Source organism: Coleofasciculus sp. G3-WIS-01 (assembly GCF_040223135.1).
Lineage (GTDB): Bacteria > Cyanobacteriota > Cyanobacteriia > Cyanobacteriales > Coleofasciculaceae > Coleofasciculus.
Genome location: NZ_JAVJZI010000284.1, coordinates 1 through 13,701 on the forward strand (window position 1 = coordinate 1; position 13,701 = coordinate 13,701).

General features: G+C 46.6%; 10 protein-coding genes. 5 read left to right on the forward strand and 5 right to left on the reverse strand.

The features are described 5' to 3' along the window. Window positions 1–541 precede the first annotated feature (541 nt). A complete protein-coding gene (locus tag RIM23_RS30440; protein ID WP_446372208.1) occupies window positions 542–928 on the reverse strand; it encodes a hypothetical protein in 387 nt (128 codons plus the stop codon). A gap of 343 nt (window positions 929–1,271) precedes the next feature. Here RIM23_RS30440 and RIM23_RS30445 point away from each other — a divergent pair, with 343 nt between their 5' ends. Next, the gene (locus RIM23_RS30445) at window positions 1,272–2,291 is read left to right on the forward strand and encodes an AI-2E family transporter (RefSeq protein ID WP_446372210.1); all 1,020 of its coding nucleotides are present in this window, start codon (window positions 1,272–1,274) and stop codon (window positions 2,289–2,291) included. Between the two features lie 113 nt (window positions 2,292–2,404). Here the strand turns inward: RIM23_RS30445 and RIM23_RS30450 are convergent, their stop codons facing one another. Further along, entirely contained in the window at window positions 2,405–2,935 is a 531-nt protein-coding gene (locus RIM23_RS30450) for a shikimate kinase (protein ID WP_446372224.1), read from the reverse strand. 131 nt (window positions 2,936–3,066) lie between these two features. Between RIM23_RS30450 and RIM23_RS30455 the strand changes: the two genes are divergently transcribed. Next, a complete protein-coding gene (locus RIM23_RS30455; RefSeq protein WP_446372212.1) occupies window positions 3,067–5,601 on the forward strand; it encodes a PhoD-like phosphatase in 2,535 nt (844 codons plus the stop codon). 375 nt (window positions 5,602–5,976) lie between these two features. On the opposite strand, the gene RIM23_RS30460 is transcribed toward RIM23_RS30455, so the two are convergent. The 3 genes from RIM23_RS30460 to RIM23_RS30470 form a co-directional block, all read right to left on the reverse strand. Beyond that, window positions 5,977–6,585, reverse strand: a complete 609-nt coding sequence (locus RIM23_RS30460) for a hypothetical protein (protein ID WP_446372226.1) — start codon at window positions 6,583–6,585, stop codon at window positions 5,977–5,979. Between the two features lie 262 nt (window positions 6,586–6,847). After that, window positions 6,848–8,179 (reverse strand): hemolysin family protein, encoded by a 1,332-nt coding sequence (locus tag RIM23_RS30465; RefSeq protein ID WP_446372214.1) that lies wholly within the window; start codon window positions 8,177–8,179, stop codon window positions 6,848–6,850. Continuing rightward, complete coding sequence (locus tag RIM23_RS30470; protein ID WP_446372216.1) at window positions 8,137–8,586, reverse strand: hypothetical protein; 450 nt, start codon at window positions 8,584–8,586, stop codon at window positions 8,137–8,139. Before RIM23_RS30470 ends, RIM23_RS30465 begins: the two co-directional genes overlap by 43 nt. On the opposite strand from RIM23_RS30470, the gene mfd reads away from it, so the two are divergent. The 3 genes from mfd (at window position 8,585) to RIM23_RS30485 (ending at window position 13,485) form a co-directional block, all read left to right on the forward strand. Then, window positions 8,585–12,121: a transcription-repair coupling factor gene (gene mfd / locus RIM23_RS30475; protein ID WP_446372218.1), complete on the forward strand. Its 3,537-nt coding sequence runs from the start codon at window positions 8,585–8,587 to the stop codon at window positions 12,119–12,121. The two genes, RIM23_RS30470 and mfd, sit on opposite strands and share 2 nt — an antisense overlap. Before the next feature lie 102 nt (window positions 12,122–12,223). Then, window positions 12,224–12,856 carry a ParA family protein gene (locus RIM23_RS30480; RefSeq protein ID WP_446372220.1) on the forward strand — a complete coding sequence of 211 codons (633 nt, stop codon included), beginning with the start codon at window positions 12,224–12,226 and terminating at the stop codon, window positions 12,854–12,856. Then, window positions 12,856–13,485: a hypothetical protein gene (locus tag RIM23_RS30485; protein ID WP_446372222.1), complete on the forward strand. Its 630-nt coding sequence runs from the start codon at window positions 12,856–12,858 to the stop codon at window positions 13,483–13,485. The genes RIM23_RS30480 and RIM23_RS30485 overlap by 1 nt, the downstream gene beginning before the upstream one ends. Window positions 13,486–13,701: the final 216 nt, after the last annotated feature.

Consider the following 13,701-nt stretch of genomic DNA (forward strand, 5'->3'; position numbering starts at 1 on the left):
CCGCTAATTTTGAACAGCGACGGGAGCAAATTCTGGGCATTTTCCAAAACTGGGCAAACCAATGGCGAGAATGGGAATAGACACAAACAATTTTAGATCCCCCTTCCGTCCCCCTTATAGATCCCCCTTCCGTCCCCCTTATAGATCCCCCGGCCCCCCGCGCATCTCCCCGGGGCAGCCGGGGGACCGCCACGGGGGCCGGGAGGGGGAGCTACCGGGGGACGGAAGGGGGATCTACAGGGAGCATGTCAACGAGAGTAGGTTGGTTGGAGCGTAAGCGTTACCCAACGCCATCGTTAGCCTGTTGGGTTTCGTCCCTCAACCCAACCTACGAGAACATTTTGTGCAAAACTGACATGCTCCCGATCTAAAGGGGGACGCAAGGGGGATCTATAAGGGGGACGGACGGGGAATCTCATCGGGAAGAGGAGGATTTGAATGCGTAGTAAGTTTATATCCGCCTAGCCTATGCCACGCTAGACTAATCCTCAAATTTCGCTAACGCTAACGCGGACTAAGCAGAAATTAAAGATTAAAAGTATTAGGATAAATCTAAGTTGGTTCTATTCGCGATCGCGCCCTGCACTTCCATCTTAATTTCTTGGGCTATCTGCGTGAATTTATCCAGGCTCTTTGGTTGAGACTGTACGGTATCCGCTATAGATTGAACGCTTTTAGCAACCTCTGAGTCTGTTTTGGCGACTTCTTCTAGATGTTTGGCGATGCGAGCCGCTTGATTGCCATTTAATGGCTGTTGCTCAGTGAGTTCTATCTCAGTTGCCGTTGTGGGAAATCTATCTTGAAGTAGATGCCATAATTGGTGACGTTGTTCAATCAACTGTCCTTGCATTTGTTCACCTGTTTTTTCGACAGCGTTTGTCAGTACCAAAGTAGCAATTGCTGGTTCTGTTAGTGAAGTAGATGTCATAAAGCATTATTATTGATAAACAGTCCTACCTTAGCAAAGCATACCGAGGCAAGTTTATCGTCTATGGAAAGTTAGAGTTTTAGCAATTCTGGCATTTCTACCACCAACATCACTGTGCTATCACAACTCTTAGAGGTAAACATCTCTCGTTCTGGGTAAAAGAAGCAACATACCGCTTCTACCCTAGGTAGGATAATTGTTTAGAATCCTGTTCGGCATTTAAACCTTAATCTCAATAATGGCTCTCATCCTTGTAGTGCGAGCATCTTGTTCGCTACCCATTCCCAATTTAAATGCATGACAGCTTATCCGGTTAACCTAACTCTTGAGTGGAGGCAAATTTGTGCGTCTAGGTTCATTGCTGGGATTATTCTTTTTTATTATCTCGGTTTATATTCTGTGGAGGATTAAAACGGTCATTTTGCTAGGCTTTGCCGCCGTAGTGTTTGCCACTACACTGAACCGCCTGGTACGATTTCTGCTGCGCTTTCGGCTCAAACGCACTTTCGCTGTTATTATATCCGTGGGGTTTTGCCTCGGATTACTGGCTGTTTTTTTTGTCCTGGTTGTACCACCCTTTGTTGATCAAGTTCAGCAATTAATTGATTTAGTTCCGATTGGATTACAACAAATTCCTCAATGGGCAAACTGGGTGAGAAATGTGGTTCCCGATGGACTTTTAGACGAGATTGGTGGCTTGAAAGTCTTTACCCAAGATCTACGTTCATGGGCAACAAGACTATTTGGCAACTTTTTTGATCTATTCTATAGTTCAATTGGTCTAGTCTTGAACATGTTGTTAGTTGGGGTTGTAACCATTATGTTACTCGCCAATCCCGAACCTTACCGCCAAGTTTTTATCCTCCTTTTTCCCGCGTTTTATCGCCACAGAGTTCAGGAGATTCTCGACGAATGTGAAGATACCCTGGGAGGCTGGGCAGTCGGTATCCTATTTAATATGATGGTAATTGCTATATTTAGTGGGCTGGGATTATGGATTTTGCAGGTGCAATTGCCACTGGCGAATGGTTTGTTAGCGGGTATCTTTACATTTATCCCTAATTTGGGTCCCACTTTAAGTGTAATCCCTCCCGTGGCATTGGCTTTACTGGATTCGCCTTGGAAAGCTGTAGCGGTGGTAGTTTTATATATAATAATTCAGCAGATTGAAAGTAATATTTTAACACCGCTGGTTATGCAAAGGCAGGTGTCTTTGCTACCAGCCGTTACGTTATTATCTCAGATGGCTTTTGCTATATTCTTCGGAATATTGGGTTTATTTCTGGCACTTCCCATTGTTGTCGTCGCTCAGGTTTTCTTAAAAGAAGTTTTAGTCAAGGATATCTTAAACAAATGGAAATAGTTTCTTATTATAAAGCCTTTGTAGGTTGGGTTGAACGAAGTGAAACCCAACAGATTTACATCGAGTTTTTGTTTGTTGGGTCTCGTCCCTCGACCCAACCTACTCATTTAATTTTATTTGAGGACTGAAGGAATGGCTGCTATTATCTTTGATGTAATCACGTCCGGTGTATCGCTGGCATTAATTAGAATGTGGAGATCGGCTTCTGCATATAAATGACGCCGTTTATCAAGCAAATTTTGCAGTGCTGCTGCTGGATCGGTTGTTTGCAATAATGGGCGAGTGGTATCATCTTGTAGACGCTTTATCAATAGGTCTACAGGTGCATCTAACCAGACAATTAAACCCTGGCGTAGATAACTCCAATTCATTTGTTGCAGCACGATACCGCCACCTGTGGCAACAGTTAATTGAGTGTAAGCAGATACTTCTGACAAGACTTTAGCTTCTAACTGGCGAAATTCTTCCTCTCCACTGTCGGTAAAAATTTGGTTAATTGTTTTACCTACCACTTGCTCGATCAGAACATCTGTATCTACAAAACGGTAGCCGAGTTCTTTTGCCAATAGTTGCCCTACGGTGGTTTTACCGACACCCATCATGCCAATCAGGTAGACATTGATGCCTTTTAATAAATTGTTCATCACCAAAGCGTTTCTCTCTCATCTCCTGGTTAAGACGAGTTATATTCTACCCGATTGAACACTATACAATTTAAAGGCGTTTTGGCTTATTATAAAGTCTGTATGACAACTCATTCTTCAACCCTTTAGCTTTGCCCTTGCTCGACGCCTACAGCGAATTTCAGCAACAACTCCCCCATCTGCCGCTCATTTTGGCAGGTCCAATCTTGCGGCGTACTGATCCTGATGGCGTCACGGTTTGGCTGGCACTGAAAGCGCCGAGTATAGTCACGCTTCGAGTTTATACCACGATCGACGGTCAGGGTAAAACCATTGATCAAGAACGGCTTACTGGATCACGCGCTACTGTAGCTGTTGGCAAATACCTGCATATTGTCGCCGTGACGGCTAAACCTGTGGATGGAGATTTACTCGAACCGGGACAGATTTATGCCTACGATTTGGAATTTGGCGATCGCAATCAAACCCTTAACGATGCCCTCAACGCCAGAGAGGTTTTCCCCCTCATCACGATTAGCTATTTAGAACACAATCTGCCCACATTTGCTATGCCGCCGGATGACTTAAATCATCTGCGGATCGTTCACGGTTCCTGTCGTAAAGCCCACGGTAAGGGACAAGATGCCCTACCCCTGCTGGATGGCTTGATAGAACAGTCAGCCGCTCAACCCTATTGTAGACCCCATCAACTTTTCTTAACCGGCGATCAAATTTATGGGGATGATGTGGCTGATCCGTTGTTAGCCGCCCTGGGGGATGTGGGGACTACCTTACTGGGTTGGGAGGAAAAGTTGCCCTATAAAGGTGATTTTGTCAAGGGGTATTCCCAGAAAAAAGTGAGTGAGTGGAAACCCGGACAGCGCACGGAAATTGCCCATAAATATGCTGGCTTGACGGCGATGCTGGATAATCAACCTGAACGCGCCAAAAGTCATCTGTTTAGTTTGGGTGAATATTTGGCGATGTATCTGTTTTATTGGTCGCCAATCCTTTGGGTGAATCCCTTTGCTAAGGGCAAGATCAGGGGAAAAAAGCCGAAAACCTGGGATAAGGAAGTTAAGGCGATTCAGGAGTTTGCTAGCCGTTTGTGGCAAGTTCGGCGATCGCTAGCGAATATCCCCACCTATATGATCTTTGATGACCACGATGTTAGCGATGATTGGTATTTGAATCGGGAGTGGTGTAATCGGGTTTTGGGTAAACCTCTGGGCAGACGAGTGGTACAAAATGGACTGATAGCTTATGCTCTGTGTCAGGGGTGGGGAAATACACCGGAACAGTTTACCTCGGGACAACCGGGAGATCAACTATGGCAGGCGTTGCAACAATGGTCAGAATCCGCCGGGACGGATGAATTAGCCTGGGAGAGGATGGGGAAGTATTTGGGAATACCTGGGATTGATGCTGAAACGGGATTGCCGAAATTGAAACAGGATGGGACGGTTTTAATCCTGAATCGAGACTATGGCGATCGCACTCCTAGCTTAATCTGGCACTATAGCGTGAGGAGTTTTAAACACGAAGTTATTGTATTAGATACGCGGACGTGGCGCGGTTTTCCCATGGAAGAGAAAAAGGCGATCGCGCCGCCCATGCTATTATCCCCGACAGCCTTTGATCAGCAAATTGAAGACTCTCTAGACAAAACCGATCAGCTAAAAGCGGCGGGTGAGTCGCGGATTGAAGCCACGTTAATTGTTTTACCGACAAACTTAATTCATGCATCGATAGTGGATTTAGCTCAACAGTGGTATTGGCGTCAGGGGAAGGTGTTTGGCACAGATGTGGGGGATTCGTGGAACTTTCACGATGTCGCTTTTACTAAGCTGCTAACCGCGCTATTTCAGCGACGCGATCGCATCGTGTTGCTTTCGGGGGATATTCACTATGGTTCGGTGGTTCGCCTCAATTATTGGTCCCATCCCTGTGGGGAACTCCAGAGACAAGCAGCAGGCTACATCTGGGAAGCCGAGGAAGACTGTAAAGACGAGCCATCGCGGGTTAAGGAAGCTCAAGAGAGCCAAAATCCTAAATCTGCTTCTGTGCTGGTTCAGTTAACCTCTAGTGCGATTAAAAATGCTGAGTTTAAGACCTATTTAGTTCATACTAAAGTCAAGTCACTGCTATTAGAACAACCCCAATATTGGGTGGGATGGGAGAAATCGCCGCAACTGCTGGAAATTATCACCACTCCCGATAAGGTGAGAATCCAGGATCTGCCTGTTCCCGGTGAAGGACCTTTTTGGCAGCAAATCCAGGTGCCTCAAGGGAATTGGGACATCGCGTGGCAAGTCGCCCTCAAGGATGAGCGATCGCAACCCGATTGGCGGTATCGCACAGAATGGAGTAAACGCCAAAAAGCGGAGTCAGTACCTTGGCTGAAGCGACATCCACAGCCAGAATTGCACCAGAAGTCACCCTTATGGCAAAAGGTTTTATTAGGTTCTATTTCATGGTTATGGCGAAATCGCTGGTTACAAGAGGGTGAGGAAATTATCGGCTGTAATAATATTAGCGTTGTCCGTTTTCACTGGTCACCGGATGAGGATAAAGCGGTGATTCAAGAGATGTATTGGCATCCACCCTGGAAGCCGACGAGTGTAGTTAAGAGTCGTTATTTGGCGCCACTGCGGTTAGAGTCGCCACCCCCGTTGCCTACCTATTAATCAGGACTTACGCACAAACGCCACATATAGTAGGGGCGCCACATATAGTAGCGCCTGTGCCGTCAAGAAAGCGTAAGTCCTAAATAAGGTGCTAGTGTTTCAATCCCTGATAGGGATTCAATGTCATTGGAACCGCAGGCACTTGAAAAGCTTGCTGTATTTAGTTTTCAATGTTCATTGGCGACTGCCTCCTCTAATTATAGCATTCTAGAGCCGAGACTTGGCAAGAGGACTATAAAGAAATTGGCTAAAAACCTTATGTAGCAAGCCTTTCAGAAGTGGCGCAACCTGTGTATGGGCGGGTTTCACTACTATCTTTTCGGTTGCATCCAGATGTGACTAAACCCGCCCCGTGGTTAATACTTGTTGGAAAGACTATGCAATTAGAGCCTGTACAAGAATTCGCATGAGTGGCTCTAGATCATCTGGAACTCGATAAAGATTTAATACCTGCTCAATTTCTTTAGTTTTTCGATGTAAACAGCCGAATTGCCAAACCGTGCCAGTAGTGACTGCACCAATCAAAATGGATTGTTCAGGAGTTCTATCCCATTGATCGAGAGCGATCATTTCTGCTACAAGTTGTGTAAAACCGTAGTCTAAATCCTCGCGCTTCGCTTCAATGACTAGCAACTCTGTTTCGTTTCTGAGTAAGTAATCTAAGTAACCTTGTAATTGCTCGTTCACTTTGATAGGATATTCAATTCTTAGTTGAGATTTCGTATATTGAACTAACTGCAAAAGTACCTGTGAAATCAAGACTTCACGTCGAGAAGCTTCACTTGATAAATCAACGTAAGGAAGCACGGATTCAATGCGGTTCTTGAGGTTTTCTAACTGCTCTAGCTCAGACTGATATTGAGGCAATGTCAAACGCTTACGAATTAATTTATATCCAAATTCATTGGCTAATTCATCGGCAAGAATCCTTAATTCAAAAATTTTACTAAACGTATAGGATTGATTCGGATCTAAAAGGTGCATATTGCTAACATTCATTAACTTATAGGTTCTGTCGCCAGAGAATGTGCGTGAGCGTGTCAAACAAAAACTACGAACTCTCTGCCATTTGTACGATATCGAGACTCGGTGACATCCTCCTATTGACCGTAGGGTGGGCATTGCCCACCAGCCTTATACCGAGTTGTTCTCAAACATAGTAGATAGGAAAAGCAGGAAAAGCAGGGGAAGCAGGGGAAGCAGGGGGAGGGAAAGTTATATCTTTGAATGCAACTTGGTATGAGTTTCAATACACATCATTAGAACGCTGATAAAACTCTTTTTGCAACGGTGCCACCAATACCTTATCCACCCGATTGCCATCCATATCCATCACTTCAAACCGTAACCCTCCCCATTCAAAATAGTCAGCCGCTGTAGGGATGCGACCTAAATGAGTAATCACAAAACCGCCTAACGTATGATAGTTTCCCCGTTGCTCTCCCGGTAACTCCTCAATGCCAAATAGTTTGCGGAACTCTTCAACGGATAACATGCCATCAACTAACCAGGAACCATCCTCCCGCTGTACCGCGTGCAACTCATCCGCATCATCAAAAGAGGGAATTTCACCAATAATGGCTTCTAAAATATCATTGAGTGTCACTAATCCTTGAATTATTCCATACTCATCCACCACCAATGCCAAATGGGGTCCTGATTGCTTGAATAACTCCAGTACTTTCAGCGCCCTAGTGCTTTCGGGGATAAATAATGGCTGCCGCAAGCAACAGGTTAGATCTAGAGGATAACCCGCCAGACAATGGGCAAGTAAGGCATTGACTGTCACAACACCCAGCACATTGTCAATTCCCCCCTGACAAACCGGAAAACGAGTATGGGAACTCGTCATCATTTTATGGCGGTTCATTTCCGAGGAATCGTCTAAATTTAGCCAGACAATATCGGGACGAGGCGTCATCAAGCCACTAACCCGTTGATCATCTAACCGGAATACTCGCTGCACCATGTCTTGTTCGACTTGCTCAAAGGTTCCTGCTTCTGTGCCTTGCTGCATTAAAATCTTGATTTCTTCCTCGGTTACCGCCGGTTCTTGGGAAGGGGCTATGTCCAACAGGTGCAATACTGTTTCCGTGGAATAGCTTAATAAATGAACCGCAGGCGCTGCGAGTTTTGCCAAAAATTTCATCGGTGCTGCTACCGCCGTGGCGATTAATTCTGGGTTACTCAGTGCCAATCGCTTAGGCACCAGTTCCCCGATAACCAGAGACAGGTAGGTAATCGTCACCACGACAACAAATAACGCGATCGCATCTGCCCGGGCGGCAAGTAGGGGAATCCCCTCTAATTGGGTAGCGAGTTGTTCGGCGATAGTCGCACCGCCAAAGGCACCGGCGAGGATACCAATCAGGGTAATCCCAATCTGAACCGTGGAGAGGAACTGATTCGGGGAATGGGTCAACTCCAAAGCCGTGCGAGCTTTGGAATTACCTTGATTAGCTAATTGTTGCAGGCGCACCTGGCGAGCGGCGACAATTGCCATCTCTGACATAGCAAAGATACCATTGAGTCCGATTAGTAAAAGGATAAAGACAATTTCGCGAGAGACAGAGGACATGAGTGTAATGGCTGGGAATGGGGGAGAATGTATTTCTCAGGTTCTAGTATTAAGCATGACTTGAGTTCTGGGTTTTGGCTGTAGAGATGTGATGCCAGAAGCGTCTGCGGTTTGGTGTCTGGGTTCCAATTGACTCCTATCCATGGGAGGAAACCCTTCCTGAGCAAGGTTTGAGGGTGGCGATAGAATAGTTTTTTTAACGCAGAGGGACGCAGAGGTTCACGCAGAGGGACGCAGAGGGGTTGATCGGGAGATTGGGTGTGGGGTGAATCAGGTTGGGGGTTTGGTGTCGGGGCTTCTTTTGAGTCATAAGTGAGTAAATCTGCCTCGACTAAGGCTTCTACAATGAGATAAGCCGATGGATGGCGGCTTGGGTTGTCTATTTCTAATAACGTGCGGTGAATCATGGCATTCTCTTCTATCATTCGGACTCTGGAGCGATCGCCTCTGACGAGTGAACTCCTCTCTAAACTGAATCGTCAGTCGTCTTTGCACCTGAATGGGATTGCTCGTCTACCTAAGGGGTTAGTCTCATCTGCTATCGCCCAAGCCGCAGGGCGTAATCTTTTGGTTGTCTGTGCCACGTTGGAAGAAGCTAGTCGCTGGGCGGCGCAATTGGAAGCGATGAATTGGCAGACGGTTCTTTTGTATCCCACTTCAGAAGCGTCACCCTACGAACCTTTTAACCCAGAATCGGAAATGACTTGGGGACAAATGCAGGTATTAGCCGATTTGGTTATTGGTCATTCGTCAAGTTCTGATCAGGCTAACCCAGGGACTTCAACGGACAATGGACAGACAAAGCACCAGGGACTGGCAATTGTCGCCACTCATGGGGCACTTCAACCCCATTTACCACCCGTCGCCGCCTTGGCATCCTACTGCCTGACAATCAACCGAGGTATAAGTTGGGACACTAAAGAAATCGATCAACAATTAGCACGCTTGGGTTATGATCGAGTGCCACTGGTGGAAATGGAAGGTCAGTGGAGTCGGCGCGGTGATATTGTTGATGTTTTCCCAGTTGCGGCTGAATTACCTGTGCGTTTGGAATGGTTTGGGGATGAACTCGAACAACTGCGCGAATTTGACCCCGCAACCCAACGCTCCCTAGATAAAATTGAGCAACTGGTACTTACCCCTACTGATTTTAGCCCCATTATTACCGATGCCCTCAGTGATACCCAAGTTCAACAGGTTCAAATCCATCTAGAGGAAGAGGAACAGGCACTTTGGCAAGCCGGGGGACATCTGGAAGGGAGTCGCCGCTTCTTGGGTATTGCCTTTGAGAAACCTGCCTCTCTATTGGATTATTTACCTGATAATATCGTTATTGCCATTGACGAACCCGAACAATGTCGCGCCCATTGCGATCGCTGGGTGGAACATGCCCAAGATCATTTAGATACATTAGCCCATCCTCTTCCCCCTCTCCATCGTCAATATGACCCAGACGCGCCATGTAGAGACGTGCCATGGCACGTCTCTACAGTCTATTTATCGGAACTGGCAGAAGCAACTAATGAGACGGCGGTGAATTTAGCCAGCCGCCCGATTCCCGCAACACCGCACCAATTTGCCAAACTTGCAGAAATTGTCCGCAGTGAACGCGATCGCAAGTTTTCGGTTTGGCTGATTTCTGCTCAACCTAGTCGTTCTGTCTCTCTTTTACAGGAACATGATTGTCCCGCCCAGTTTGTTCCTAATCCCCGTGACTATCCCGCTATTGATAAACTGCAAAGCCAGAAAACACCCGTGGCGGTCAAATATTCCGGATTAGCGGAACTCGAAGGCTTTATCCTGCCTACGTTTCGCCTTGTTGTCATTACCGATCGCGAGTTTTTTGGGCAGCATACCCTCGCTACCCCCAGTTATGTGCGTAAACGACGCCGCGCCGCCTCGAAACAGGTTGACCCGAATAAGTTAACCCCTGGGGATTATGTGGTACATAAAAATCACGGGATTGGTAAATTTGTCAAGCTAGAAAGCCTCACCCTTAACCATGAAACCCGTGAATATCTAGTTTTACAATATGCCGATGGATTATTGCGGGTAGCCGCTGATCAGGTGGGGGTTTTGTCTCGCTATCGCAGCGCCGATAGCCCTGCGCCCCAACTGAATAAAATGTCCAGCAAAGCCTGGGAAAAGACCAAAAGTCGGGTTCGCAAAAGCATTAAGAAACTGGCGGTTGATTTACTCAAGCTCTATGCTCAACGCAGTCAACGTTCCGGTTATGCATTTCCCGTGGATTCCCCTTGGCAAGATGAACTAGAGGAGTCATTTCCCTACCAACCCACCCCAGATCAACTCAAGGCGGTGCAAGATGTGAAGCGAGATTTAGAGAGCGATCGCCCCATGGATCGCTTGGTTTGTGGGGATGTGGGGTTTGGGAAAACTGAGGTGGCATTGCGGGCAATTTTTAAAGTGATTACCTCCGGCAAACAAGTCGCCTTCCTCGCCCCAACCACGATTCTGACTCAACAACATTACCACACTCTAAAAGAACGCTTTGCTCCCTATCCTATTCATGTGGGATTACTCAACCGTTTCCGCACTGCTCAGGAACGCAAGGAGATTCAGCGCCGCCTCAATACTGGGGAATTAGATGTTGTTGTGGGTACCCATCAATTATTAGGAAAAGGTGTAACATTCCGCGATTTAGGTATGTTAGTTATTGATGAAGAACAGCGATTTGGAGTGAACCAAAAGGAGAAAATTAAAGCTCTAAAAACTCAAGTCGATGTGCTTACCTTAACCGCTACACCCATTCCCCGTACTTTATATATGTCCCTATCTGGGGTGCGGGAAATGAGTTTGATTACCACACCACCCCCTTCCCGGCGTCCCATTAAAACCCATTTAGCCCCTTATGATCCAGAAGCGGTTCGTACCGCGATTCGCACGGAATTAGATCGAGGGGGACAGGTGTTCTATGTTGTCCCCCGAGTCGAGGGAATTGAAGAAGTAGCTACTAAACTGCGGGAAATGATACCAGCGGCGAGACTGGCTATCGCCCATGGGCAAATGCCAGAAGGGGAATTAGAAGCGACAATGCTCACCTTTAGTAACGGGGATGCGGATATCCTCATTTGTACCACCATTATTGAATCGGGGTTAGATATTCCGCGAGTGAATACTATCCTGATTGAAGACGCCCAACGCTTTGGTCTAGCCCAACTCTACCAACTGCGGGGACGAGTTGGGCGATCTGGGGTTCAAGCACACGCTTGGTTATTCTATCCGAAGCGAGAAACGCTTTCTGACCCTGCTCGCAAGCGCTTACGGGCGATTCAGGAGTTTACTCAGTTGGGTTCGGGATATCAACTCGCGACGCGGGATATGGAAATCCGGGGGGTGGGAAATCTCCTCGGGGCGGAACAGTCGGGACAAATGGATGTGATTGGCTTTGATTTGTATATGGAAATGCTGCAAGAAGCCATTCGCGAGATTCAAGGACAAGAAATTCCCCAAGTGGATGATACGCAGATTGACTTGAATATCACCGCCTTTATCCCGGCTGATTATATTCCCGATTTGGAGCAAAAAATGAGTGCGTATCGGACAGTGGCGGCGGCGAATTCCCAGTCGGAGTTAGCCCAAATTGCGGCTGATTGGAATGATCGCTATGGTTCTTTACCCGCACCCGTTGAGCAATTATTGCGGATTGTACAACTCAAACAGGTGGCGAAGTCTCTAGGATTTAGTCGAATTAAACCCGAAGGGAAACAGCACATTGTTCTGGAAACGCCCATGGAGGAACCGGCGTGGAATTTATTGAAAGAGAACTTACCCGAAAATTTGCGATCGCGCTTTGTCTATTCTCCTGGTAAAGTAACAGTACGGGGGTTAGGCGTCCTCAAAGCTAACAAACAGTTAGAAAATTTAATTGAGTGGTTAAGTAAGATGCAAGGAGCATTACCCAAAGCGATAAAACCTGTGTAGGGGCGGGTTTCACCACTATTGTTTCCAATGACCAAGATGTCACTAAACCCGCCCCAACCAAATAACAAATGATGAATGACAAATGACATGAACAAATGACGAATGACCAGCATAATCGCTATCATTAATGGTAAGGGAGGTGTGGGCAAAACCACGACCTCAGTTAACTTAGCCGCCGTACTAGCGGAGAAGAAACAGGTTTTATTAGTGGATACTGATCCCCAAGGTTCAGCGAGTTGGTGGGTGGAACGGAGTGAGGGAAAAATCGGGTTTGATGTCGCTAAAGAAACCAATCCTCAACTCTTGAGTCGCCTGCAAACCCTGAAAGGCTACGAGTTAGCCGTTGTGGATACGCCGCCCGCGCTGCGATCGCAAGCCTTGAATGCAGTTGTCGCGATCGCAGATTATATTGTTTTACCCACACCTCCCGCACCGATGGATTTAGCGGTTTTGATGGAAACCGTGCGCCGTGCGATCGCGCCTGTGGGAACCTCCCATCGGGTACTCTTAACCCGGGTAGACTCTCGTAGTCGTCGGGAAGCGTTAGAAGCTCAAACCACACTCCGGGAACTCGGCGTTCCTGCATTCGGGACGTTTATTCGGGCGTATAAAGCCCACGAACGCTCCGCCCTACAGGGGATACCGATTACTCAATGGCGGGGAGAAAATGCCCGTGAAGCTCAAGCTGATTATCGCCGCGTGGCGGATGAAATACACCATAATTGGGGGTGCTAATGACTAAAAAACGTTTAACTGATTTGCTACGGGAAGAGGTGGAAAAATCGCCATCCCCGCATCAGCAAAATGTTGACGATACCGACGAACTGAATACTGAAACAGAGGAGACATCAACTATGGCAACTAGCCGGAGAACCAGTACAACGAGAAGCTCGAATTCGACAAAAGCTGACCTAGAAGCCACCGTTGCGGAATTGAGGCAAGCACTGGAGGAAGCTCAAAACCAAGAAACCACTTTGGTTGATTTAAAGGATAGTTTAGCACAAGCGGAGCAACGAGAACGTGATTTGAAAAAACAAATTACGGAATTAGAAACACAATTGCAGCAGCAGCAAGAATCCGTTGAACAACTACAAAATGAGTTAAAGAAAATTAATCATCTCAAGAGTGAGTTTGCTCAAGCAAAAGAAGCCGCCGTTCAACTTGCCCAAGCCAATGAAAAATTGATCCAGGAGGTTGATACACTTAAACAAGAGAATGAAGCGATCAAAGTGAATCAAAAGCAACCTGTAGAGACCAAACGACCTTTAGAAACCAAGCGTCCTCAAACCCGCATTCTAGGACGACCAATTCAAAAGGAAAGCGATAAGCCGGCTGATTTTGCCAACAAATCGTGGTTACTGTGATGGCTTTCCCTACTTTGCCCTCAACGTTTGTACTTTAAATTTGTGCCAGAGGGCTTGAGGTACTGGTAAGATTCACAAATTGACAATGGATAATGAACAATGGATAATGACCTCTCCTTAAAAGAAGAGGATTGAAATTAAGGAAAATCTTTTTTAATTTCTTCGTAAACGAAGAGGTCTTAGACCCAATTAATCAATTGTCAATTATCAATTATT